Origin of the sequence: Thermoflavimicrobium dichotomicum, from assembly GCF_900114055.1 — a bacterium.
Taxonomy (GTDB): domain Bacteria; phylum Bacillota; class Bacilli; order Thermoactinomycetales; family Thermoactinomycetaceae; genus Thermoflavimicrobium; species Thermoflavimicrobium dichotomicum.
In genome coordinates, this window is the sequence record NZ_FORR01000019.1 from 39093 (window position 1) to 65338 (window position 26246).

Annotated in this window: 21 protein-coding genes; 10 read left to right on the forward strand and 11 right to left on the reverse strand. The window is 42.8% G+C overall.

Annotated features, from left to right (window positions below; genetic code table 11):
* Positions 1 to 5 precede the first annotated feature (5 nt).
* Both BMZ78_RS15120 and acpS read right to left on the reverse strand, forming a co-directional pair.
* On the reverse strand, positions 6 to 1532 hold the full coding sequence (locus tag BMZ78_RS15120) for an NAD(P)H-hydrate dehydratase (RefSeq protein ID WP_093231254.1): 1527 nt from the start codon (positions 1530 to 1532) through the stop codon (positions 6 to 8).
* 54 nt (positions 1533 to 1586) lie between these two features.
* Positions 1587 to 1961 carry a holo-ACP synthase gene (acpS, locus tag BMZ78_RS15125; protein WP_093231255.1) on the reverse strand — a complete coding sequence of 125 codons (375 nt, stop codon included), beginning with the start codon at positions 1959 to 1961 and terminating at the stop codon, positions 1587 to 1589.
* A 205-nt stretch (positions 1962 to 2166) separates the two neighbouring features.
* Between acpS and BMZ78_RS15130 the strand changes: the two genes are divergently transcribed.
* From BMZ78_RS15130 to BMZ78_RS15140, 3 genes are read left to right on the forward strand one after another with little or no spacing between them, the layout of a single operon-like run.
* Positions 2167 to 2565: a GntR family transcriptional regulator gene (locus BMZ78_RS15130; protein WP_093231256.1), complete on the forward strand. Its 399-nt coding sequence runs from the start codon at positions 2167 to 2169 to the stop codon at positions 2563 to 2565.
* Positions 2550 to 3245 (forward strand): ABC transporter ATP-binding protein, encoded by a 696-nt coding sequence (locus BMZ78_RS15135; RefSeq protein WP_093231257.1) that lies wholly within the window; start codon positions 2550 to 2552, stop codon positions 3243 to 3245. Before BMZ78_RS15130 ends, BMZ78_RS15135 begins: the two co-directional genes overlap by 16 nt.
* Positions 3242 to 3958: a hypothetical protein gene (locus BMZ78_RS15140; RefSeq protein WP_093231258.1), complete on the forward strand. Its 717-nt coding sequence runs from the start codon at positions 3242 to 3244 to the stop codon at positions 3956 to 3958. Before BMZ78_RS15135 ends, BMZ78_RS15140 begins: the two co-directional genes overlap by 4 nt.
* 92 nt (positions 3959 to 4050) lie before the next feature.
* Here BMZ78_RS15140 and BMZ78_RS15145 read toward each other — a convergent pair whose 3' ends face one another.
* Positions 4051 to 5658: a peptide ABC transporter substrate-binding protein gene (locus tag BMZ78_RS15145; RefSeq protein WP_175482510.1), complete on the reverse strand. Its 1608-nt coding sequence runs from the start codon at positions 5656 to 5658 to the stop codon at positions 4051 to 4053.
* A gap of 466 nt (positions 5659 to 6124) precedes the next feature.
* A complete protein-coding gene (locus tag BMZ78_RS15150; protein ID WP_093231260.1) occupies positions 6125 to 7759 on the reverse strand; it encodes a peptide ABC transporter substrate-binding protein in 1635 nt (544 codons plus the stop codon).
* Between the two features lie 245 nt (positions 7760 to 8004).
* Here BMZ78_RS15150 and BMZ78_RS15155 point away from each other — a divergent pair, with 245 nt between their 5' ends.
* The 4 genes from BMZ78_RS15155 (at position 8005) to BMZ78_RS15170 (ending at position 10979) form a co-directional block, all read left to right on the forward strand.
* Entirely contained in the window at positions 8005 to 8292 is a 288-nt protein-coding gene (locus tag BMZ78_RS15155) for an antibiotic biosynthesis monooxygenase family protein (protein WP_175482511.1), read from the forward strand.
* A gap of 17 nt (positions 8293 to 8309) precedes the next feature.
* Positions 8310 to 8762 (forward strand): hypothetical protein, encoded by a 453-nt coding sequence (locus tag BMZ78_RS15160; protein ID WP_093231262.1) that lies wholly within the window; start codon positions 8310 to 8312, stop codon positions 8760 to 8762.
* A 127-nt stretch (positions 8763 to 8889) separates the two neighbouring features.
* On the forward strand, positions 8890 to 9468 hold the full coding sequence (locus BMZ78_RS15165; RefSeq protein ID WP_482255530.1) for an NfeD family protein: 579 nt from the start codon (positions 8890 to 8892) through the stop codon (positions 9466 to 9468).
* Between the two features lie 5 nt (positions 9469 to 9473).
* Positions 9474 to 10979, forward strand: coding sequence for a flotillin family protein (locus BMZ78_RS15170; protein WP_093231264.1), 1506 nt, complete (start codon positions 9474 to 9476; stop codon positions 10977 to 10979).
* Positions 10980 to 11201: 222 nt separating this feature from the next.
* Here the strand turns inward: BMZ78_RS15170 and BMZ78_RS15175 are convergent, their stop codons facing one another.
* The 6 genes from BMZ78_RS15175 to BMZ78_RS15200 all read right to left on the reverse strand — a co-directional run bounded on the left by BMZ78_RS15175 (position 11202) and on the right by BMZ78_RS15200 (position 22212).
* Positions 11202 to 12749 (reverse strand): N,N-dimethylformamidase beta subunit family domain-containing protein, encoded by a 1548-nt coding sequence (locus BMZ78_RS15175; RefSeq protein WP_093231265.1) that lies wholly within the window; start codon positions 12747 to 12749, stop codon positions 11202 to 11204.
* Positions 12750 to 13064: 315 nt separating this feature from the next.
* Positions 13065 to 14510 (reverse strand): reverse transcriptase family protein, encoded by a 1446-nt coding sequence (locus tag BMZ78_RS15180; protein WP_093231266.1) that lies wholly within the window; start codon positions 14508 to 14510, stop codon positions 13065 to 13067.
* Positions 14511 to 14531: 21 nt separating this feature from the next.
* Positions 14532 to 16178, reverse strand: coding sequence for a hypothetical protein (locus tag BMZ78_RS15185; RefSeq protein WP_093231267.1), 1647 nt, complete (start codon positions 16176 to 16178; stop codon positions 14532 to 14534).
* Positions 16179 to 18857, reverse strand: a complete 2679-nt coding sequence (locus BMZ78_RS15190; protein ID WP_093231268.1) for a hypothetical protein — start codon at positions 18855 to 18857, stop codon at positions 16179 to 16181.
* Between the two features lie 723 nt (positions 18858 to 19580).
* Positions 19581 to 21557, reverse strand: a complete 1977-nt coding sequence (locus tag BMZ78_RS15195; RefSeq protein ID WP_093231269.1) for a DUF4910 domain-containing protein — start codon at positions 21555 to 21557, stop codon at positions 19581 to 19583.
* 193 nt (positions 21558 to 21750) lie between these two features.
* Positions 21751 to 22212, reverse strand: a complete 462-nt coding sequence (locus tag BMZ78_RS15200) for a GNAT family N-acetyltransferase (RefSeq protein ID WP_093231270.1) — start codon at positions 22210 to 22212, stop codon at positions 21751 to 21753.
* A 211-nt stretch (positions 22213 to 22423) separates the two neighbouring features.
* Here BMZ78_RS15200 and BMZ78_RS18595 point away from each other — a divergent pair, with 211 nt between their 5' ends.
* The 3 genes from BMZ78_RS18595 (at position 22424) to BMZ78_RS15210 (ending at position 23773) form a co-directional block, all read left to right on the forward strand.
* Positions 22424 to 22702, forward strand: coding sequence for a hypothetical protein (locus tag BMZ78_RS18595; RefSeq protein WP_139203341.1), 279 nt, complete (start codon positions 22424 to 22426; stop codon positions 22700 to 22702).
* Between the two features lie 336 nt (positions 22703 to 23038).
* The gene (locus tag BMZ78_RS15205) at positions 23039 to 23296 is read left to right on the forward strand and encodes a hypothetical protein (RefSeq protein ID WP_093231271.1); all 258 of its coding nucleotides are present in this window, start codon (positions 23039 to 23041) and stop codon (positions 23294 to 23296) included.
* A 15-nt stretch (positions 23297 to 23311) separates the two neighbouring features.
* The gene (locus BMZ78_RS15210; RefSeq protein WP_093231272.1) at positions 23312 to 23773 is read left to right on the forward strand and encodes a hypothetical protein; all 462 of its coding nucleotides are present in this window, start codon (positions 23312 to 23314) and stop codon (positions 23771 to 23773) included.
* Between the two features lie 241 nt (positions 23774 to 24014).
* Here BMZ78_RS15210 and glmS read toward each other — a convergent pair whose 3' ends face one another.
* Positions 24015 to 25847, reverse strand: a complete 1833-nt coding sequence (glmS, locus tag BMZ78_RS15215; protein ID WP_093231273.1) for a glutamine--fructose-6-phosphate transaminase (isomerizing) — start codon at positions 25845 to 25847, stop codon at positions 24015 to 24017.
* Positions 25848 to 26246: the final 399 nt, after the last annotated feature.

Consider the following 26246-nt stretch of genomic DNA (forward strand, 5'->3'; position numbering starts at 1 on the left):
CCTTTCTATTGACAGCTTTTCAGTGCATCTAGTAAATCAGAATAACATACACGATGAGCTGACATTGATCGGCTAGCAATCTCGCCCGCACGTCCATGGTAATAAACCGCCATTGGCACTGCTTGATCTACAGGAATGTCCTGTGCTAGGAACGAACCTAGCATACCCGTTAGCAAATCACCTGATCCTGCTTTGGCTAAAGCTGGACTACCTGTCGTATTCACAATTTGTCCTCGTTCTGGAAAAGCAATAATCGTAAATCGACCTTTTAATATGACAATCATCCCTGTTTGATCAGCAAGAGTCTGAGCCATTTGTGGACGAGCTGCTTCAATTTCAGATACTGAACAACGCAGTAAACGAGCCATTTCTCCTGGGTGTGGTGTGAGAATCGTTGGAAAAGCTGACGAACGTTCGGCAAAAAGGTGAGGATGATCAGCTAGAATATTGAGGGCATCCGCATCTAACACGAGCGGAACCTCCACCTCTCTGAGCAGCTGGGATAGCCAAATATCTTCTCCTGGAAAACGTCCCAATCCAGGTCCGATCGCTACCGAAGAAAAGCGAGAAGCCCTGTCAGCAAATCTTTTCGCACTTTCCGCTGTAAATACATCCTCTCCTGGCCAGGTCCATACCAATTCTTGTGTAACCTTGGCAGCCAGTGCAGTCGCTTGACCGTCTGGAACGGCTATCGTTACCATCCCTGCTCCCATTCGATAAGCCGCCGCTCCTGCCATTACAACAGCCCCTAGCATTCCTCTTGTACCACCAATAATCAGAACATGCCCATACGTCCCTTTATGCGCCCATGGATCACGTGTTTTTTGATGTGCTTCCCACAGCAAGGGAACATTCAGACGAGCTTTAGGCTGCAAATCGGCAGGAAATTCTTTGGGAAGGCCAATATCCACCACAGACACATCGCCACAATAGTCTGCACCAGGACGCAAATAATGTCCCCATTTGGGATAGCCAAAAGTAACCGTCTGATGTGCTCGAATCGACTCTCTGGAAACTGCTCCCGTATCTGCATCCACTCCTGTTGGAATATCCACTGCCATCACCCAGGCGTCTGGGTGTTGATTGACAAGAGAAGTCACATCCTGTACATGCTGCCGAAGCTCTCCTTTAAATCCCGTTCCCAAAAGAGCATCCACAATCACCTGCGCTGACTGCAAATGTTGTTTCAATTGGGCAAGTTGATTGGATGAATCCGTAAAAACAGGATTTAAACGACAACAAACATCATAAAAAACACGTGCGTCCGGTGTAAGTTTTTCCTCTTTTCCAATCAGCCAAGGATACACCTTCCACCCAGCAAACAGCAGATGCCGAGCTACGACCCAACCATCTCCACCATTATTTCCTGTTCCACAAAGAACGACTGCTGTTTTTGGCTCAGGAAACCGAGCTGTGATTTTTTCCGCTACCGCTTTTCCAGCGTGCTCCATTAACACCACACCTGGAATTCCCAGTGTATCGATCGCATAATGATCCAGGCGCCTCATTTCTTGAGCTGTCACGAGATACACCTTTGTCCCTCCTAACCGTGTTATATATGTATGTCCAATCTAAAGCAGATATGCTCAGATCTCTTCCACCACTGCTGTAGCCAAAGCATACTTCTCACTATGAGAAATAGAAAGATGAATGTTTACCTTCTTATCTGAAAATAAACACTGCATCGTTTCAGCGGATATTTGTGCTTTTGGAGCCCCATTTTCATTATTGATAATCCTGATATCCTGGAAACTTACGATCTCACCGATTCCGGTTCCCAATGCTTTGGAAATCGCCTCTTTTGCTGCAAACCGCCCTGCGAGAAACTCCAATTTTCTTTTCGGAGCCATCGGCATCATTTGCTTCTCGGATTCGGTTAAAACCCTTGCAGCCAAACGATCCAATCCTGCTTTTTCAATTCGCTCCATCTCAATGATATCGGTTCCAATCCCCCAAATCATGAAAGCTCCTCCTTTACGATCAGCTTCATTATATCCATTCTACACTACTTATGAATTACCATGGACCATCCCCAGGATAAAGATATCATCCAAAAATTTTTTATTTTCTCTTGCATTAACTGTATGGAGTGTTATAATACACTTAAAAGAACAAAGTGTATGGAGTGAAACCAAACAATTCATACACTATGAAAGGAAAGGAGCCATGGAAACGAGAAGCGTCGGACCTCTCACTTTCACGATTGATTTTTCCATTCCGCTTTATGAACAGATCGTTGAACAAATTCGTCATGCCATCGCAAGAGGAGAGATTGCTTTAGGTACCAAATTACCTTCTGTACGCGAGATGGCCCAAAAACTGAAAGTGAATCCGAGCACAGTCGTACGTGCTTACTTGGAACTGGAACACGACGGTTTATGTGAAAAAAGAAGAGGGCAAGGAACCTTTATTACAACCTCAGAAGAAACGGTTTACCAGATCAAAAGAAAGTTGGCCAATGAGGCTTTGGAGGCTTTCGTACAAACCATGCGTTCTTTGGGCATTGATCAAAAAACAGCCCAACAGTGGCTAAAGGAGATGGATTGGGAATGCAAAAAGCGGTAGAGTTGCGCCATGTAACCCGTCGCTACGGCAAAAAGATCGCACTTCATGATGTGTCGATGGCGATTCCTAAAGGAAAAGCAATTGGTTTGCTGGGTGAAAATGGTGCCGGGAAATCAACGCTGTTGAAACTCATCGCTGGAATCATGAAACCAACATCTGGCGAGATAAAAGTATTTGATGAAACGCCTAATTGGCGGATCAGAGAGCGTATTGCTTATCTCGGCGACCTTTCCCAATGGTATAAATTCCAGCGTATTGATGAAGCCATTCAGTATGCCGCAAACATATTTCCACACTTTCAGATAGAGAAAGCGAAGGAATATCTCGACTTTATGAAACTCGACCCGCAAAGAAAAGTGGAAGAGCTCTCCAAAGGCCAAACCATGCGCTTACAGTTAATCCTGTGCCTGGCGCGGCAAGTCGATCTCTTCCTGCTAGATGAACCTCTGTCGGGGATTGATTTGATCTCTCGTGAAAAAATCATTGATTTACTGATTGAGCTGTTATCTGAGCGAGAAGTGACGCTAATCATCAGTACTCATGAAATCCATGAAGCAGAAGGATTATTTGAACATGTCATTTTGCTCCAAAATGGAAAAGTTGTCAAAGAAGGAGATGCAGAACAACTTCGGGTAGAAGTAGGTTCCATCCAAAAAGTATATCGGGAGGTATTCCAATGACAGCCTTCTGGTCTATGGTCAAAAAAGATTATCAAATGATTTTCCCTAAAAAATATACCCTTTATGCTATCGCTGTGCTTTTATTCAGTATCAGCTTCGGCTTTCTTTATTTGTTCTCCACGGTTACACAAGTACCAAACGCTACACAGATCCATTGGATGTATACTTGGCTTCTGTTTGCCCTCCCAGGTTTTTCAAGTGCTTTGATTTATTATGAGTGGAATCACAAAACCATGGGTTGGTGGCTGTCTTCTCCCTACCCGCATTGGTGGTTAATCGCCACAAAATGTACGGCCATGTTCTTGCGCACCCTACAAATCCTCAGTTTGATATTTATCATCCTAAACGTAAATATATATCTTTTCACTCTTATCAAACCGAATATTCTAGGTAATATGAGCTGGGAAGTTCTGATTCTAAATCAGCTCAAACTAATGGGTGAATATCTCCTATATGCTCCATACTTGATCACACTAGGCATTTTCGGGGGCGTGCTTAACTTTTCCTATATCAAGTTCGTGAGTATCCCTGTATGGTTCCTGTTTGGAATCACCTCCCCATTTTTCATCTTTCGACGAATCGCCACAATGGCAAAACTGAATTGGGATATCCTTGATACTAGCCTCTGGATCATTGGCTCCATCAGTTTGCTTCTCACTTTCATCTTCTTCGCTGGATCCATATATACCATAAAAAACAAGATGGAAATTTGAATTAAAAAAAGAGCCTTCTTGCCTTTACCGAAACAAGAGGGCTCCTCGTTTGTTGAAATTTTTCCACTCCATAAACCAAAAAGCCATTGTCTTTATTTTTCTAACTTGACCCATTTCAAGCTGTAATCGGCCCCAATCGGATGGGTATAGTAATTTTTAACATAAGGTTTTTTTAATAGCACACTATAACGGAAATAGATGGGGGCCAGCACGACTTGCTCATCCACCAACATTTTTTCAGCCCGACTCAACATTTCGATCCGTTTGGTTTGATCCGTTTCTTGACGAGCCTGGACAATCAGTTGATTATATGCATCGCTTTTAAAACCGGCAGAGTTTTTGTTTTCATTGGTGTTAAACAGTTCTAAATAAGCCATCGCATCATTATAGTCTGCACCCCACGCAGAAATCGTTAGATCAAAATCCCCACGCTCTTTACGATCATCCACTACCTTAGCAGTTGGAGTCTCAATCACAACATTCAGTCCCAATGTCACCCGTAACTGCTCTTTGATCACGGCAGCAATATTGCTATAATAGCTGCCTGTCAGTAACACGACTTTCTCAGGTGGCTGGCTCATTCCCAACTCTTTTAGTCCCCGTTGGAAATATTCTTTCGCTTTAGCAGGATCATATGGAATCAGATCTTTTTTCGTTGCTTCACGGAATGATTTGCTTCCAAGTCCCGCAATCGATGGATGAACCAAAGCATGAGCGGGTTGAGACCCATCTTTCAGAATACGGTCCGCTATTACCTGGCGATTCAACGCCAAGCTAATCGCTCGCCGAATGTTTACGTTTTGCGTGAATTTCTGACGTTGGTTCATAACCATATAGATGGAGGTAGCCCGTTCTGCTTTTATCAAGTCCGGTGAGTCTTTGTATCTATCGATAAAAGCACTATTCAGAGGTGTAATGTCTACTTGCCCGGTATTATACAAGTTTATAGCGGTTCCAACATCTTTTAGCACATGCAGATCCACTTGCTGCAGATGGACGTTTTTTTGATCCCAGTACTTATCATTTTTTGCCAGAACAATTTTTGACGCCTGGAAACTCTTCAAAATAAAAGGGCCACTGTAAACGATTTGATCAGGATGACGAAACGGGTCATTTTTCAGCTTTTCAACCATATCAGGCCGTTGGGGGAGATAAGCTGGAAGAATGGTATAGTCGAGGAAGTTAATCATCGGTGTTTTTAACGTGACTTGTAATGTCTTGTCATCTATTGCTTTCACTCCAACATCTTGCTCTTTAGCTTTTCCATTGTAGAATTCCTCGCCTTTGTCGATCGGAAACAGTATATAAGCGTATTCCGATTTTGTAGCTGGATTCAACACCCGTTTCCAGCCAAACTCAAAGTCCTTCGCCGTAATGGGCTTACCATCACTCCATTTGGCATCACGTAATTTAAATGTATAAGTTCGCTTATCCGGACTGACCGTATATTCTTTAGCAATTCCTTCAACCGGTTTTTTATCCTTGCCTATTCTCATGAGCCCTTCATAAATATGATTGGCCAAAATGAATGAGCCCCCATCTACTACTGTTGCTGGATCAATACTTGTAAATTCCTCCATTTCAGCAATTCTGAGCACATTCTTATCGCTGGTTTCGGTCTTGTTCCCAGCTGACCCACAAGCTGATATAAAAATACTAAATAATAAGGCAATTAGAGCAATAGTCCACCCTTTTTTCAATCCCATCTCCCCCTATCCAGATCATTGCTATAATAATAAAAGTAATACACATTCTATAATATCAAATTTTCATCTATTATTAAAATATTTTTCTTGATTTTCGTTTATCATTGTCTTTTTATCTTCTTTCCCAAAAAAAAACTCCTTGATTTTGAGAAATCAAGGAGGAAATCGCTTGTTGACAGAGTTTCGTTATATACCGGTTCTTAAAAATGAGTAAAAGTTGGGCAACTGGAAAAGGAAAACCGGGTTTGTCAACAGACCCTCATGAGCAACACCATCAAAGGAATGAAAAAGGTGTTCTGTTTTCCATAAAGCGGAAGGATGGGTTCCCACGGTGTGACTGTGATGGTACAGAAGTCGTCACGAAGGAAGAACCCATCCCGAAGCGCTGGAGAAACACATCCATATTTTCAGGATGGCCTCGTATTTTTACTCAATTGGCAGGAGAGAGAAATAGGATCCATTACTTTTTCTCAGCTCGCAAGTACACCCACTTCAAGCTATAATCGGCTCCAATGGCATGATTATAGAAATCCCGCACATAAGGTTTCTGTAAATAGGAACTGACACGGTAAAAAATAGGAACAATCACCGCTTCATCTTGAACCAGTATTTTTTCTGCCTGACTTAAATATTGAATCTTTTTTTCTGGATCGGCTTCTTTATGCGCTCGTCTCAACAGGGTGTCATACTCTTTGCTCTCGAAATTAGCTATATTCAATTTCCCATTTGAGGACCATAGTTCCAAATAAGCGATCGGATCATTATAGTCTGCTCCCCAACTGGAAACAGCAATATCAAATTTTCCTTCTTCTTGACGCTTCAGCTTTTCCTCACTGGATACCGATTCTACCTGTACATTTAATCCCAATACCTTGCGTAATTGTTGCTTCACTGCCACTGCCACTTCTCTTTTGTCATCATCATAGCTAAGTAAGCGAATCTTCTCTGGCGGCTTTTTCATTTTCAGTTCCATCAGTCCTTTTTCCAAATAAGCCTTGGCTTCATCCGGATTGTAAGTAACCCATTTTTTTCTGGTTACATCTCGAAATGACTTGTTTCCCAATCCGGTAATCGCTGGATGAACCAAAGCTTCAGCAGGTGTAGATCCATCTTTGAGAATCTGGCTTGTAATTTGTAGACGGTCAATGCTGAGGCTGATGGCCTTTCTCACATTTGGATTCTTAAGGAAATGATCCTTCTGATTCATGACCAGATAGTACGAAGTGGCTCTCTCTGCTCGTTTCAGATCCTCCGACTGCTTGAAAGAGTCAATATATTCCCGACTAATCGGTGCAATATCTACCTGGTTGGATTGGTACAATTGAACAGCACTGTCAATATTCTTGACCAAACGAATATCCACTCTTTGCAAGCTGACACTGTTTCGGTCCCAATACTTGTCATTCTTGACCAAAACAACTTTCGCCCGTGTCCATTCCTTTACCACAAAGGGGCCACTGTAAGCTACATGTTGAAGCGTTGTCGCATACTGATCTCCATATTTTTTGACCAGATCTTTTCGCTGGGGCAAATAAGCAGGCAATGTGGTCAGGCTTAAAAAGTTCAACATCGGCTCTTTCAGTTTAACCTCCAGCGTTTTCTCATCAATCGCTGTCACACCTACCTGCTCTTCGGATCCTTTGCCCTCGTGATAAGCTTCTGCTCCTTTAATCGGATACAAGATAAAGGAGTATGATGATTTCAGCTCAGGATCAAGTATTCTCTTCCAACCATATTCAAAATCATAGGCTGTGATTGGAACTCCATCACTCCATTTGGCATCTTTTCGCAATCTGAATGTATAAGTGAGGTGATCCGGGCTGACTTTCACTTCCTCAGCAATGCCTTTGACGGGCTGTTTATCTTTAATGCGCATCAAACCTTCTTGAACATTATTTAAAAGAATGAACGAACCATTATCTACCGCTTTGGCTGGATCCAGATGAGTGAATTCATTTGTATCAGCAATACGTAATATTTGTTCATGACTCAAACTAAGCTGATCTGTTCCAACAGGATCCACCATACTACAAGCTGTGAGACAAATACAGAGAAGGATGATCAGACTCACCCATTTCCTACTCCTTCTTGCCATGAAAAGTTCCTCCTAACTATTATTCCAATTTTTTGAAAGCGATTTCATCTATTATCTATCTCTAGATCAACTTTCTAGACATTTGAGTCATTAAAGACAATTTCATTAGAGATTGGAAGATCGTGATCCAATTACCCCTGCTTCCTTTCGTATATAGCCCTTTCGCTCTCTTTAGCTTCACCCCAAAAGATGATATAGTTTGTTATTGGAGGTTGCTTTCAATAATGAATAGATGGGGGTTCAATATGTATTTGGTTCAAAACCGACTACCAGTCGAGTCAGAAGAGCAACTCACCAGGCTGAAAGAACGGTTTAGCAAAGCACCTGAGTCAATGAAACAAGTACCAGGATTTATTTCATTTCGTCTACTGCAAGCAGAGGATCATTCACATCTCATTGCAGAAACGGTTTTTCAAAGCAAAGAAGACTTCCTCAACTGGCTAGAGAGTGATCACTTCAAACGCGCTCACGGTGGTAAAGGTGGCGAACGGAAAAATGCCAATATCAACAATTATATGGTTATTATTTCCTAAGTAAAGAGGTGTAAAGAATGGATTACAAAATTGCCTTATTTATTCATGTAGTGTGTATAGCCACCTGGTTCGGTGGTACGGCGCTCATGGCCATGTATCTGCGAGATGCCATTCGCTCTAACAATGTTCAGACTATGGAGTATGCCCTTTCCAAGTCACATCGCTGGAACCTCACCATGTTTATTCCTACAGCTGTCCTCGCTACGCTTGCGGGTGTATACATGCTCTTGCAATACTCTGGTACCAAAGAGTTATGGTACATTGTGAAGGAACGATTTGGTTTGCTATTTGTTCTTCTCTTTATCTTTACAATTTCCTTTTATGGGCCGAAACTTTTAAAAAACTTAAAGGAAAATGGGATTCAATCCGCACAAGCGCAGTCAATTTTAAAGAAATACATTATGATTTTAAATCTTTCTCTATTGTTTATGGCTGTCCTCATGCTTTTCGTGACACTTAAAATCTCCTAACCATAAAAGACAGTCACGTGTCAGTCATTGAAGTAACAAACTAAAAACCGTTTCCATCTTTTCATTTCCGTTCATATTCCATGGCTTGTCCATGGATTTTTTATTTTCTCTACGCGTTTTCCAGAATATGATTCTGTATAATAAAAATAGAGACAACGAAGGGGGGATTTTCATACTTGAGATTATTTTTTGGTGTTGTTTTTTATTGGGAATAGCCGTCACCCTACTTAGCTTCATTTTTAGCAATATTCTTGACGGCTTATTGGACAGCCTTTTCCCCTTTGAACTTCCGATGCTCTCTTCCGTTACAGTCTTTGGGGGATTAACCGTCTTCGGCGGAGCGGGAGTGATATTCACCAACTATACATCATTTACCCGGAGCATGAGCCTCATCTTCTCACTCATCCTGGCTGTCGCTTCTTTTTTCCTCCTTTACTACTTACTCATACGACCAGCCCAAAATATCGAAGCATCCGTAGGCTTTCGCCTTAGTGACCTAAAAGGAAGAACCGGAATGGTAACGACGACGATCCCTGCCACGGGACTCGGTGAAGTCATTATTACAACGAGTGGAGGAAATACCAATCAAATCGCCCAAAGTGCAACAGGAGAGGAGATCCCTCAAGGCACCAAAATCATGGTCTCTGATGTCATTGGGCATACTTTATTGGTTCAGCCTTTCTTAGCCAATGAGAAAGTGGAGTGATATAAATGGAATTCCTTTCTGGCCCTCTGTCTCTTGTCTTAGTGATCGTGGGAGTACTGCTGGTGCTAGCCATCGCTTTTTGGTCCCGCTATAAAACCGTAGGGGCTGAAGACGCATTAATCGTAACCGGAAGCATGCTGGGACGTAAAAACGTCTTGACCGATGAATCCGGTCGAAAAATCAAAATCATTCGTGGTGGCGGTACTTTTATCATTCCCATTTTCCAACGGGCTGAAAGACTTAGCCTTTTATCGCATAAATTACAGGTTTCCACCCCGGAAGTATACACCGCCAAAGGCGTTCCTATTATCGTCGATGGTGTCGCGATCATCAAAATTGGCAGTTCCCTTGAAGATTTGGCCACAGCTGCTGAACAATTCATGGGAAAGAGCAATGAGCAGCTGAATGATGAAGCCCGTGAGGTATTGGAAGGGCATTTAAGAGCAATTCTTGGTACATTAACAGTTGAAGAAGTCTACCAGAATCGTGAAAGATTTGCTCAAGAAGTACAAACCGTCGCTGCAGTCGATCTGAAAAAAATGGGCTTGCAAATTATCTCCTTTACCATTAAAGATGTTCGCGATAAAAATGGTTACCTGGAAGCACTCGGCCGTCCCCGGATCGCCGCAGTCAAGCGCGATGCGGACATCGCTGAAGCCCAAGCCATTCGCGATACAGAAATTCAAACTGCTAAAGCTCGTGAAGAAGGAACCAAAGCATCCTTAATTGCCGAAACCAATATTGCTGAAGCAACGAAAAACAAAGAAATTCGTATCGCGGAGTTTAAAATTGAACAAGACATGAAAAAAGCGGAAGCAGATCAAGCCTATCATTTACAGGCAAATCGTTATCAACAACAAGTTGTTGAAGAACAGATGAAAATCGAATTGGTACGGAAGCAAAAAGAAATTGAGCTGGAAGAAAAAGAAATCCTCCGCCGCGAAAAACAGTATGATGCGGAAGTACGCAAAAAAGCGGATGCAGAACGTTACGCCAAAGAGCAAGCTGCAGAAGCTTATCGTTTTGAACAGGAAGCCAAAGCAAAAGCGGAAGCAGCTACCATTCGTGCCAAAGGGTTCGCGGAAGCAGAAGCAGAAAAAGCACGTGGTGCTGCAAAAGCAGAAGTGGAAAAAATGGAAGGGATGGCAGAAGCAGAAATCATTCGTGCCAAAGGGTTGGCAGAAGCAGAAGCCAAACAAAAACTAGCGGAAGCATTCGAGAAATACGGTCAAGCAGCCGTCTTGGACCTCATTGCCAAAATGCTGCCTGAGCTGGCTAAACATATCGCCCAACCGCTTGGGAATATCGATAAGATTACCGTCATCGATTCTTCTGGCAGTGACGGTGGAGCCAACAAAGTCAGCAATTATGTGACTCAATTGATGGCTCAAACACCAGAAATGGTGAAACAGGTCTCTGGCATTGATATCAACGAAATGATTAAAAACCTGGCCCAAACCAACACGTCTCCCACCAATCCTGAACAAAAAGAAAATGACCAGCATAAATAATACCCGTCAAAGCTTGGCTGGAATCGCTTCTTGGAAACCTTTGGACAGAAAATGACCTCTCTTCTTCCATTCCTTTCTCTATTCCACAGAAAAACTCTTCTTAGAAATGACTACTGCCACCAGATGGTGGCCTTTTTCTTTGCAATTAAAACTGATCCCAAAGCAGAATAGCCTTTAACAACCCAAGTAAAAACTACTACCTAAAACAGGTAGCAGTTCTCTTTATTTCGCCAGCTCACGCAAGGCATTTTTGGTAATTTGTTGAATATGCTTGTTTTCCTTCGCCTGGACAGTATGGTGAATGGGATCAAGGAACCAATTCCAATAGAATGTACCTACAGAAAATGCTTTCTTTCCAGTCGGTTTATTGTACCAAACAACATTGGCCAATTTTTTCTTTCCGTACAAAATGACTGGAGATTTGGCAATGACTTCAACACCTGGGAGATTGCGTACATAACTGTCCACTTCCCCACCAATCACCCCAGGAATCTTGTCGCCATTTTTCAGACCGGTTCCTTCATACAACCAGTGCTTAGCATCGCTTACAACCATCGGGACGGTCGCTTTTGGAATACCTGTATACATAACTCCAAAGAGACTGTCTTCGGGCATGTTTACAGGTTGATCACGCCATCTGGTTGTAGTAAGCGTTTTGTTTGTCACTCGATAAGGATCCATTTCTTGGGCAAACTGTTTATATGATACCATCAAGCGACCAGGGCGGCCTGTAGAATCCTCATGGTAACGTACTTGCCAATAACAAACATTGGCGCTAAAGTTTGCCAGGTTGAATTTCGTTGCCGACAACTTTTCGACACTTTGGCGCATCTTCATCGTCCAGTATTCGGCATGTCCCGCGATCAAGAGTGCTTTGATATTGACCCGTTCCAAAATGTCGTAATGAATGTCCCAGTCAGTAATATAGGTAAGCGAATATCCTTCTTTTTCTAACCAGCGTATAAGATTGTATTCATATTGGAAAAATAGTCCTGAACCATAGTAATTCCGAAATGGACGGTTAAAAGAAACCTGATATGCCTGCTTTCCACCCTTACTGTTATAACTATACAAACTCTTACCACCCCAGTTATCATAAGCGTGATAAGAGTTGGTCGCAATTTGAACAGCGAAATCAGCTTCTGGGTGAGTTTCTGTAACCACAAAGATGATATAGCTTTCCCTTCCATCTACATTGGTCATTTTATTGATATAGACACCTGTTGGCCAATCCGATGGAATACGTAAAATTTGGCTCGGAGCCCATGCTGCTCCAAAATGATGTGGATCGGGGGTCAAATTCTGTTTAGTCGGACGGATGCCATCAATCACTTTCATCAACCGTCCACCAGCGCCTCCATAATACCCCATTCTGTAAATTTCCATTCGATATGGCTTCGTACTATGCACAAAAAAGGTAATGGTCCCCTCAGGTTGAACGGAAAAATCAGAAGCATAGCCCTGTAATTGCTGTGGCCGTGCTGGTTTGGTAATTTTCCATTTAGTTGTTCCAGGTTTTTGATTTTCTGCACGAATATCTACATGTCCCAGTTTTTTGACCGTACGTGGATGGGCCGGCAGCAGCTTGCCCTGATTGGGAGCGTTAAAAGATACCCCCATCGATTTAAGGAGATGCGGGGTAACAAGTGCTGAACCTAATAATACACCTGTTGCCTTCGGAATTTGCTTTAACAGTTGGCGTCTTGTCAACTCTTTACTTCCTGCGTTCTCGACTGCCTTCGACAGCCAATCTTTTTTTTCGTTTTCCAAGGCAAATTTCCCCTTTTGATCAGTTATTGGAAAATTTAGTTAATTGAAGTGTAGTACATCTTATATAAAAACTCCCATTTTTTATCGTTATTTAAAATTATATCTGGTTTAAATGATGACAGCAAAGGACAATTTCCTGAACAAAATACACCTATTCAGTTTATCATAGACACCAAAAACGAGAAAGTAGAAAGGAGAGGGAAGAAACCCAAAATCAGGATCGATGAATCACTCTGAATCGCTTTCTGAGCAATTACAATAAAAGTCTATAGCAAAAGGAACTGTCCTTTAAAGAAACAGATCCTTTTTCTCTCTTTATTTACTTACAGGTGCAGATAGACGCAACTGATACTTCCTGGCAATGCGAACAAGCTGTTCTGAAAATTTCTCTCCCAAATCCGGACGTACCATCCGTATATAACTGACATATCCCTGGATATATTCCCAAAAACGAGGATGGTTCTGGCGATTTTCTTTCTCTAAACCATTTCGCTCCACATTATGTAAGAGCGCCCGAAACTTTTTTAACTCTTTTCGGCTAATATTTGGCTTTTCATTGACCACGATCCCCGTTACTTTCTGTCTCTGGGAAGAACGCAATACCCGTGTTTTCTCTTCATTAACCATGAATCCCTCACTATCAATAATGTCTCTGGCTTTGGTCATCAGCGCACCGATCCGGCAGAGTGCCGATTCATCACAAGAAAAAGCCAGATCATCTGCATAACGTGTGTAGGTAAAACCCAAGGTTTCTGCCAAACGGCTTAAACGATGATCCAGCCTGCGACAGATAATATTGGTTAGAGCCGGGCTGGTACAAGCCCCTTGTGGCAGTTGCCGTTCACCCATCGCAATATAGTAATACTTGCCATCAAATTCCACTTCTGTTCGGGGAGGTTCCGTACAAAGGAGCGCAAACAAAGTACTGATCGCTTCGCTATATCCAAAAGAGCGAAAAACACCTTTCACTCGCCAAAAGTTTATGGTAGGGAAAAAATCTTTGAGATCCATTTTGATCACAGCTGCCTGTTTTAGATGTTGCTTGGCATGATCAACCGTACTTCTACCTGGAACAAAACCATAGGCTGCCTGATGAACGGGAATCCGATCCAATATTCGTTCCTTGACCCATGCTTGTGCTTGACGCAATTCCTTTTTGGGAGCGGAAATCTCCCTGACGCCTCCATTTTTCTTTGGAATGGTAAAGCGGGCGTAGTGACACAAAGTAGCTGTGTTGCGATGATAGGTTAACCATTTGAGTCGAGATAAAGGCAAATGCATGACTTCAGCCATTTCCATGGCACTACGGATGAGCGGAAGTCCCAAGCGGATGAGTTTCTCTTCATCGTGGTCAAAATTTTGCAAGCCTGCTGAAAAGCTATCCCCTACATGGATCACATGAGTGGCTTTGTATTCTTCCCAGCGCTTTTTCGCCTCTTGCCGTTCTTTTTCCCGCTCTGCTTTTCGTTCCGCTCGTTTTCTCTTACTTTCTTCGATTCGTTTTTCTCTTGCTTCTTTCAATTTTTCTTTAATATTGGGCAGCTTTTCACTTTCCTTTTTGAGTTGGTTTAACTCCTCCACCAGCTGTTTTCGCTCTTCCTGTTCCTTAGCAATTTGTTCAGCAGTGGCAGGGTCGACCGGTTCTTCTTTCCAGAAGCCCAGGCGGATCATTTCTTTTTTGATAACTTCTTCTCTTCCTTCTTTCTTTATACGTTCAATCCATTCTTCTCGCGTCATTGGCTGGAACTGTTCTTCTGACACAGTGCTCTCTCCTCCCCGTTCTCAATGCTTTTCTTTCTGCCTGTACAAAGCAATTAAGGCCAAAATATGTTCACACGGTCCTTTCATTAAGCGATTTTGGCGATGGAAAAAGCAGTTGCAGTTTGCATCTGTGATCCGTTGATCATGATCCAGAACCACAGATGGTTGAATTTCAATAGATTGTCCATGGATAACTCCAGCCAGCATGGTACCCTCATCATGCCGCTCTACTTTTTCCAGATGGACATTTCCATTGATTACGAGCTTGTCCGCCTTTTCTTCTCGTGGATTTGCATATTTGAGCTGATCCATGGGTAGCGGATCACGGGTCAGTTCACGCAAACGATATTTTCCGATCTCCAAATCAAACATGACACGCCCTGCACTGCATAGCTGCCGAACGGCCGATTGAACCAGATCGGTTGACAACTCTGTTGATGCGGCCAATTCCCCGATACTGGCCGTTTTCTTTTGTTTTAATCGTTCAAAAACAAGGGTACTTTGCTCAGGTGTTACGGTTGTACTCTGGCCCACCATCAAATCAAAATTTCCTGCTGCTCCCCAATCATTCCGTGTCCAACCGGATAAACCGAGTGTAAAGCTTAAGGCTCCCATATCAACAATATAGAAACTGGGCAAACCGGTTCCCAACAGATGTACAGTGATTTTCTTGGCTAATGGTAAAAGTCGCTCTAGCAAGAATAATCTACGCCGACCCCATGTGCGAATTTCCCGTGCTTCACTTCCACCATAAACAGAGCCGCGGAAAACCAAGATTTCATTCCAAGGTTCAATGATCACTTTGACTTCTGCACCTGGTTTTAATACAAAGCGTAGCGAACGTGGACCATGTTTTTCACGATGACGGCGCAAGAATAGGCAGAGATTGTAGATATCGATCGGCTGGACATCAAATGAAACAGTTGGCAGGTTCATAGCCGACTGGACTTGCAAGAAGCCTCGAATCCAGCTTTCCGGGACATCGATCTTCTGCTCTTTATATACTTCCCGCCCTGCCGTTGCCACTTCAAAACCGGAAGGATCGATTTGAAATTCCGTGGGTCGATAGGAGCGAATTCGCTTGATCTCCCCCAACAGCGCATCCGAAAAGTCTATATTGGTTGTGCCATACTGAAATTCTTTCACTTCACTAAACAACTGTTCATGCACGGCCAAACGCCCATATGCCGATTCGTCCAAAGAAAAAGCTTCAAAGAAGACTTGATCCGGAGCTACTGTAATGACTGGATCAAGCACATACCAGCCAGGTTTGTCGTTTTCCCACAGCCAGTCAAAATATCGCTGCCTCGCTTTATAAAAGTCACGATTACGCTGATCCTGAATCGCATCCAGCTCTCTGATCCGAAGGATGATTTCCTTCATGCGTTCTGAGACTTTTCGATGTTCTTCCAATACATCAGCAATCATCAACATATACTGTTCTTGTACCCAGGCTTGATAAGCACCATGATCTCTCGGCTTGTAATTCAAATCCGATACCACTACATCCCGAAGGGCAATCATCGCATCCCGATAACGAAGAGGATCAGCAATTTTTCCCCGGAAAAAGGTAGGCTCACGCCCAAGATCCGGAGCAAAGTCAACCAGGGTTTGCCCATTCAAATGCTGGATGCCACTGGGTTTGGCGTACGTCTGTTGAAACAGCATCTATCTAGCCTCCTCGATTCTTTTCATTTGGATAACCGTCTTCGTCTCTGGATAACGCTGTTTGATTTTCGCCATCATCCGCAATATTTCTTCAAAATCTTTTTGCCCGCTGGTACGTGCCACATCTGCCAAAAGCGACAAAACGATTTGCGCCATATTGGAATCGCTCTCTCCCAATTGCAGTAATAATCGAAGCGCTTTTTGCTTTAACTTCCGCCCTTTGCCTACATAAAAGAGAACCGTGCGGAAGAAATATTCCATTCTTCGCAATATCTCTTCATCCCAGCGTACCCGGTCTGCCAAATCAAGCGCATAGGCTTGGACATTCAGATCAGGGCTCTCACTTGCTCTTAGCATTAACTCCGTGAGATCGATCCGTTTTTCATAGATCGCTGCCATTTCCATGGCAAACTGCTGAATATCAGTGCGAGCGCTATCCAATAAACCGTAAATCAGCTTCGGTGTCACTTTTTCATCCGATAATGTTTTGAGATAGCCAAACATCCAGTTCCGTGTATCATCCCAATCGGTTTGCGTTAAATAGACCAGCCCATCTTCATCTACCTTTTCCATGACTTGAATCAACCGGTCTCGCGCCCAGGCACGTACAGCTGCATCACGAGCATGTGCCAATGACAGCAGTTCGGGGGAAGGAAATTGCCCTGCAAGCACTTGCTTGGACTCCAAAAGTTTCAGCGCAAAATCCCGCAGGGACTGCAGATCACTATGGAGTAATTTCAATATTTTTTCGAGCGGAATTGCTTGACAGGTTTCTTTCCAAAACATTCCACTCAATAAATCTTTCCCTATGAAGGTCCTATTCTCAGCAGGCAGCTGTTCATTCACCATCCAGCTCCAAAGCAAATGAAGCCATTCAGGATCGCTTTGTATCAGATGCAGGCGATGCTTCAAAAACCATTGTTTCACCAGGTTTTGGCACTCTGGTATATTGTCATTCACTTCCAACAGTGGTAACAGCTCTTCTAACGAAAGGGTGCAAAATTTTTCCCACAAAACTTCACCGAACAATTCTTTTATTACAAAAGCATTTTTATTTGAAGATGTTTGCTTGCTGGTTACTTTTTTCAACAGTGCCTGGATCAACTCCGATTGCCTCGGCTCCAACCACTCCTTATGTTCTTGAAACCAGTTTCGGATAAACTGTTGATGCACATCTTCATAGAAAACATTGGCATAAATGAGACCAACCATTCCATTGATATCAACAAGGTCTTTCTCTCGCATAAACAGATCATAGATTTTTTGACGGACATGTAGGGGTATGCAATTTCCCAAGAAAGGCAACAGATCTTCCCATTTACATCCGGACTTTGTTTCCATTAATAAATCCAATACCATACAAGTCAGCTGTTCTTGTCCAGTACTTAACCAATAACACCTGCCAAGTGGCCGAATCCATTCAAAGCTGGCAAGCTGTCTAAACTCTTCCATCCAACACTGTTCAATCAGTTTAATCCATTCATCTAGATACCAAGTATATGGATGCTGGATCATCTTTTGGATCAGCCAGGCAATTTGCTCAAAAGTCCAATGATGCCGGTTTTGCTTCACAAATTCTATCGCTCGTGTCCGTACATGATAGTTAGAGTGATTCAACAACCCGAATAATTGATCCAGATCAGGCTCTTTCATATCCATACGCTTTGTGATGTTTTCCATCGCAAAAGCGACAATGTCTTCTTCATGAAAGCGTTTCAATAGATCCCATAAACACGAAAGGGATAATTTTTCCAGATATGCAGGATTTCCCTGTTTTAAGGCACGAATAGCAAACTGCACCACGGGAGTGGCTTTTGCTTCTTGAATGATCCTTAATAACTGCTCGGGATGTTGATCCCATAACTCAGGAAATGCCTCTGCCCTCTCCTTTAAAAAACGGGGAATATCCTTATCATGCTTAAATTTGATGGCACCATGTTCCAGTTTGATATAACGGCTATGACGATACAAAATCTGACAGATCACTTTTTGTGTACCATACGGAATACGAGAGCCATTAAACCAATTCATGTCATTGTCTTCATAACACAACAAAAGCTCTGTGGCCATATGTACATAATCTGGTGAACCCTGTTCCCCCAATTGACGTAATGTCCGCCAGGCCCGACGTTGCAAATACCTTTTGGTATTCGGACTGATCACCATATGAGGCTGGTATAAAAAGCGCTGATCCCACATATAAGCGAATCTGGCCCAAATGGTAGCGTCTCTTCGCTCTTCCGCCAACTTGTAAATGCCCTTTAAGTAACGAAAAAGCGGCTTTGTAAAAGGAAGAAAGGTATATTTCTCTCTATAACCCTGGTTGCTATATCTAAACTTTTTCAGCTTTCCATCCCATCGGCGATTGGGAGTAAATAAAAGCAACTTTGTATACGGCCAAGTGGTTAATAACTGCTTGAACCCTTCCTGTGCCAAAGGACGATCATCCAGATAAAGCGTCCAAATCCAGGCACCACTTTTTTGCGTGGATTTGGGATCATAGGTAAAAGAAAAGGCATATTTTAACAGTTCATCCATAAACTCCGGATCATTTTTATCCAAATATTCCCGTATGGAATCAGGCAACGGGACTCTTGGTTTTGCCTCTTTCCACCAGGCTTTTCGCCTTTTGCGTTCAAGTCCTGCTCTTTTCCATTCCATCTGCCCATCCCTAACCATTTGATGATCTCCTTTCTTAATAGGTAAAAAGCCCGATCCTGTTATGAGGATCGAGCTTTCCTTCGAGATGACTTGTCTACTACCACTCTTGGGAGTTGGCTTCGCCACTGTACCCCCATAGTAGGGGTACATCAGGAATAGATCACGGCTACGCCTACTTAGGTGTTCTATTACCGATGTACCCCTACTATCGGGGGCCTAAGTAGCGCGGAGCCGAGTGACGAATGAGCAGCATTTACGCATACATGGCGTAACACCATGCCAGATGCTAGACAAGTCACTCTTTCGTTAAGCACAATATGAGTATATATGTTCGCCTTTTATTTGTCAATAGAAAAATTCATTTTTATTGAATAAAATAGAAGCAGTGATAAATAGGAAAAGTTCAAACCTAAATAAATCAACCATTTGCCCGAAAAATAAGCCTCCATAACAGGCTTTCAGATTCAATTCTTCCCCTTTGAATCTTATTTTTCAACTTCATTTAATCAATTCTCTTGTAGTATATGAGACTCCTGAAAATATGGAATACGTTTCTCTCACGCTTCGGGATGGGTTCCTTCCTCCGTGACGACTTCTGTACCATCACAGTCACTCCGTAGAACCCATCCCTCCGCTTTATATTTTCACCCCTCTGATGGTGTTGCTCGGCAACAGGAGGTTCTGTTGACAAATCGGCATATAACGGAGCTTTGTCAACAAGCTGTTGAGTAGTATATTGGCTTATGTTTTCACCTCTATTAAGTAACCGGTTTCCAGCAGCAATTGAACATATGCAAGGGTAAAGGGAACATTGCGCACTCCACTTTCCCATTCGACCAGATCCATCACTTCTCGCAAACTTCTTTGCCCATCCATCCAATACTGTAACAAACTCGTGAGTGTGTAACTTTTTGGCTCTTTGGCTTCTTCACGCTGGTATGTCGCCAGAGTTTCTTTGGATAAGGTCGTTAATGTTCGAATTGAAGAAAATTCGATTGGACCGGGATACTTACGCACAAATACTTTAGACAAAAGTGGATCTTTACCACTTCCTGAATGATCCTGCAAAAAATCCTCCCCTTTGGCTCTCGCTACCTCTTGGAGTTCCATCCGTTGGATTTTATACAGGGCATCGATCTGTTTGGTTTTGCTTTGTACATATGCTTCCCAAGACTTCTGATTCTCTGGGGAAATCAACTTCTGCATGGATCGGACATCGGCCAAATGACGGTCTCTCAAGAAGGCGAGTTGTCCCTTCGCCAGCGTCCATGATACATCTCCCGTCAAGTAATTGGCTGTGACCTGGGCCAAAGATTGCGAGAAATAGCCTGTCAGCTTCCCCGCAAAAGCCACCACATCTTCATATGCTGCATTGGCTAGCCAATACAGATAAGTACAGGTTGTGATCCCCACATTTTCCATCATCTTCGGATCGATTTTATCCACCGTATCCAATGATGTATGATAATACCGGTCTGGCCATGTGCCCATCATCGGACAAGGCACACCCACACTTGGATCAGACAGGATATAATGATCACTTCCACCCGAAAATGCAGTAAGAACAACATTAGTCGTCGAAAATTTCGTCATTTCACTCATATTACTGGCATCCTGTACAACTTCTTTCGATATTTCATAAACCAGTTCTCCTGCATAAGAAGGCAGCGAACGACTTGGTTTTTCAATGGTCATGACGCTTCCTGTCTTCGCCTGATCCGCCCCAACCATATCCAAATTCAATGCAGCGATCGTTTTTTGGATCCGTTTCGGATGCATATGTACATACACGTGAGTTCCCGTCATCTCCGGCATCAGCAGAAAACGAATATTCCGCCGTGGTCTGGCAATCTTCCCATCCTGAATCAATTGGTTAAGGACACGAGCCGCTTCGAGCAAGGTACTTGGGCCAGAAGCATTATCATTCGCGCCCGGTCTGGGATGGCATAAATGGCTCACCAATAACACTTCTTCATCTGTCTCGCCAGGGATAACCGCTTCCACATTTTCCATCTCTCCCACCACAAGCTCTGCATCTACACGAGCAAAAACGGTCACAGGCCCCTTTTTGCACAATTCGCGAAGTTGCCTGCCCACCCGTGGACTCACCACAAAACCAAATCCCGTCTCTGGTTCATCGATCCACCAGAACGAAGTATATTGTACAGCATCAAACAAATCTTCCCGCGAGCGATGGGGAGGAATCTCAGTTAATGGATCAACGACCATTCCAACGGCGCCATGTTTTTTCACTGCCAAATCAAAAATACGATGCACTGCTCCGCGAGCCAGCACCATTTTGCCCCGAACGTCGATCGTTCTATAGCTCTCTTCCTCCTCTGCTCGCTCCACAACCACCAGCTCAGTGGTAATTCCTTCAGGAGGCGTAGCTGTACTGCGCTGGATCACCGAGAGTTCCATTTCCTGAAAATGAGCCAAGCGCTGTTCAAAAGGATGAATCAGTCTCAATTCCGCATCACGACACCGCCATTCACGAAACATCCGCTGATTCCCAAAACTCACATCCGGATCAGCGGGATATCGAACGATTTCAGCATCCAGACCAAATGACTGAAGCTGTTCTGCACAATATTCCGCAGCTTTACGATAGCCTGGTGAAGCCTGAATCCGATGATAATTGGAAATCACTTGCACATGCTTTAGTGCTCTCAGGCCAGAAACCTCACCCCGAAATGGTGCGATCCATTTTTTAAACAATCTGCTTCACCTCTAGTGATATGGGATCCATATGTTCATTGCCCCTAAAATGATTTTCCTTTGGTTATCAGATCATCTAAATTGAGGTTTAATTAAAAAAATTAACTTTTCATTATTATATATGATCACGTCATGGACTTCATCTGATCTTTTCCGAGAAACGCATGATTCAATGATCTACTGAAAGGATTGATTATAATGACTTGACCATGGACATGGTTTCTACTTCAAAACCCAGCTTTTCATAAAGCGAACGAGCTCGATGGTTATTGGCAAACACACTGAGTGCCACCTGATCATATCCCCTTTCCTTCGCCCATTTCTCCGCATAATTCATTAACATCTGACCAATTCCTTTCCCTTCTGCTTCTTTGGCTACAGCTAGTCCATAAATAAATCCCTTCTTCTCTTGTGTAAAAAAATCGGACACTTCACCGATTAACAGATATCCAAGCAACTTTCCACTCTGATCCTCCGCAACATACAATTTGGATCCTGCCGGCTTCCCTGAAATGGCTTCACGAGCAAGCCTCTTTTGGGCTTCTAACATTTTTTCTTGGTCCCGCCATGCCGGTTGCGGAAAATCGAGAAAACGAGAAGCTAAATCTAAAATAAATGAATGATCTTCCTCTCTCATCAATCGAATATGCACCACTCTGCATTCATCCCTTCATCTTATTTTATATTCACCTATTTTTTTACATTTTGGTTTCAATACTTCCCGTCAGTCAGGGCAAGTAAACCAGAATTGGCCAGATCAATTCTACGGTCGATTTACACAATTTCATTTTGATCGACAAATGTACCAATCAAAATGAAACCCATTCCAATAGAGTATAGTATCAGAATTCGAAAGGGGTGATACCATGACACAAGCGATATATGACCCAATCACACAAATCGAGCAACAAAGACGTAGAATCATTGTTTTAAGACGTGGTGAAACTCGAACAGTTCGTTGCGGAAGACGAATTCGCACTCGCAGATTTACAATCAGACCTGGTGAAGTTCTGGTTGTGATCTGCCGTGTAACGAGAAGAACATTTATTTTTGTTTGTAGAGATGATCGGAGAAGAAGAAGGAGAAGAAGAGTGATCGTAAGAACCGTCCCATTTAACACACGCATTTCGGTTACTTGTATTTAGTAGATTAGAGAATTGAAATTTTCAGCGGCCCCTTTGGGTCGCTGAAAATTTCAGCTCCCCACTATGGTCATTACAGTGATCTCCATGAAAATGATGAAACGCCCATAAAATAATTAATCCAAATGGTCACCATGTGGTACATGTCGAGTCCGATGGGCTATTTTCCATTGGCTAGATTAATTAGAACTGTAGTCAAGAGCAAAATTCAGCAATGGGTATATAATTTTTCTGATTGATAGACTAATCGAATATAAATATACTCTTATATTAGATAGAAAATTAGATCAAATAAAATCTAATTGCCATGTATTAGAAATAGAGAAAATGGAGGCCAAGATGAATATACCGATTACCCTTACAGAAAAATTTGCATTGCTTTATATGAATCAACTGAATCATGATGAGGGAGTATTTCCTGAAGATTACAAAGAAGAAAAAAATATCTATGCCATACTGCTTGAGCTTCTCCTTGAGCAGTCTATTCAAATTAATGAACGACGCGTAGTTGAATTTGTCCAGCCACCATCCATCCATACCAAGTACATAAACAGTGTCGTTAAAATTTTGTCTGATCCCAATCCCTTATTGGTATGAAAGCTTAAATCTTGGGTGGACTATTTTAAAGTCCGTAAAGAGCTGCTCACTCAAATTCATTGTGATATCTTGGATAGCTTAAAACATAAAAATCTATTATTTGACACAAATGAAACACAGGTTTATCTGGTGATCCCTAAAACCATCTATCGTTTGAATTCAGATCGGATTAAGAGCATAATTAAACAAATGAAAAAGGAGCTTACGGGGGCTCAGCCGCTAAGTAAGCAAACTTTTGCTTTATATCTTTTGCTTCAGATTACGGAGGTAATTCATTTCTATTTTTCTAAAGATAAACAGCATCAAATCAATCGAACTTTAAAGCAATATATCATAGAGAATCAGGAAATCAAAGAGTGGATTCAGCAGCTACTCAGTACAGGAACAAAAATTTCCAAGCGAAAGTCAGACGATAAAGATGATGAGGGAATCCTGGAATTCATTGGAGATATCCTTTTTATAATCTTTAGTGATTAATACAAAACAGTTCATGGATCTTCAGCCTTAGGATTTCTCCACCCATTATCTGTCGCTACGGGACTTGGCTCTTACCTCGGTTGGACTTTCACTAACTAGTCCCACAGGGATTTCGTACGGTCACAATTAACGGCTTGCTGGAGATACTAGAATAAAAAACACACGTTCGGAGTTCCATACACCTTACTCCTTAACGTGTGTTTTTTAAACTGCTTTTTTATTTCTGCACGGATTTGCTTTTTTACTCTACCGTTACACTTTTCGCCAGGTTGCGTGGTTTATCCACATCATATCCCCGTTCCACACAGGCATAATAAGCAAACAGCTGGAGCGGAACAACGGTGAGCACTGGTGCGAGAAGATCCATGGTAGCTGGAATGCGAATCACTTCATCTACCGACTTTTTCAGCTCCGTATCTTCTTCAACAGTTACACCCAACAGATGTGCACCGCGCGCTTTTACTTCTTGAATATTGCTTACTGTTTTTTCATAGAGTGCTTTTTGTGTCGCAATCGCAATGACTGGGATGTTTTCTTCAATGAGCGCCAAAGTACCATGTTTCAATTCGCCTGCCGCATAAGCTTCCGAGTGAATGTAGGAAATCTCTTTCAACTTGAGTGACCCTTCCAAAGCAACTGCATAATCCAATCCACGACCAATAAAGAACAGGTTTTGGTGTTTGGCAATATCACGTGCAAATTGCTCAACCACTTTTACCTTTTCTGGTTGTAGCAGTTCTTCTGTCTTTTCGGGCAGCTCTAAAAGATGTTCAACCAACTCTTTTAACTCAGCCTCTTCTTTGGTACCCAGCACCTGAGCCAGATAAATGCCGAATAGATAGATGGCGATCAACTGGGAAGTATATGCTTTGGTAGAGGCAACCGCAATTTCCGGACCTGCCCAGGTGATAATCACGTCATCCGCTTCACGTGCCACACTGCTTCCTACCACGTTTGTAATCGCCAATACTTTGGCTCCCTGCTTTTTCGCTTCTTTGAGAGCAGCCAATGTATCAGCAGTTTCTCCCGACTGGCTGACAGCGATAAACAATGTCCGATCATTGATAATCGGTTCACGATAACGATACTCCGAAGCTACATCTACTTCAACGGGAATCCGTGTCAATTTTTCTACTACATATTTTCCGACCAATCCGGCATGATATGCTGTACCACAAGCGACAAAGTGAATCCGTTCGATTCTTTGAATTTCCTCTTTGGTTAGCGAAATTTCCTTCGACAGATCAACCAATCCATCTTTCAGGCGGCTTGCCAATGTATCCCGAATCGCTTTGGGTTGCTCATAAATCTCCTTCAACATGAAATGGTCGTATCCGCCTTTTTCTGCTGTTTCCATATCCCATTGAACCTGCATCACTTCACGTTCCACCGGTGTACCATCTACGCGCATCAGCTGTACACGATCCGCTGTCAGGACTGCCATTTCTCCATCTTCCAGGATATACACTTCGCGGGTATGTTTCAGAATCGCCGGGATATCGGAAGCGATAAAATTCTCTCCTTTTCCCAATCCAACAACCAGCGGGCTGGCCAGACGTACAGCTACTAACTTATCTGGTTCATACTCGCTGATAATACCGAGTGCATACGCACCATGCAAACGCGCAACGACTTTACGTACTGTAGAAACCAAGTCTCCGTCCCACAGATCCGCTAACAGTTTGGCAACTACTTCTGTGTCCGTTTCTGATGTAAACCGATGCCCTTTTGCGATGAGTTCTTCCTTTAATTCGATATAGTTCTCAATAATCCCATTGTGAACGATCGCAAACATACCATGCTCATCAGTATGTGGATGGGCATTTTCATCCGATGGTTTTCCATGAGTCGCCCAGCGTGTATGACCAATTCCCAAGTTACCAGGCAATGAACGAGTGGACAGCTTCGCTTCCAGATCAGCCAAGCGTCCTTTGGATTTATTGACTCCGATCGTTTCACCATTGTATACAGCCAATCCAGCTGAGTCATACCCACGATACTCCAGCTTACTTAAACCCTCCAGCAAAATGCCCTGAGCCTCTTTCGAACCGATATATCCAACAATTCCGCACATGTATTCCATTTACCCCCTACAATATTCATCATTTTTCTCTTTTTCTAAACGAACCGTAACCTTTATGCGTCATACCACAGCCTTTGTGCAGCAAGTCACCTTGCTGGTTTGTGCTGTGATTCCACGGTGCTGACGCAACACCGGGAGGCATCCGCCGATCACTCGATGCTCCTCCTCCTCGTCAACTGTAAGCTCTCCCTTACAGTCCTGGCGCTTTCCGACAAAAAACAAAAAAAAGCTCCCTCTATACTAGCCGCCTTCACCTCCCTTTCTATGCATATATATTATTATACAATAAAAAGAGGATTCGCGACACCTGTGAGTATAAAAACCCGTAAAAAGCGATTTAAATATTTCTTCTGAATGTAGTCTAATATTAAAGGATATATCGATTTCTAA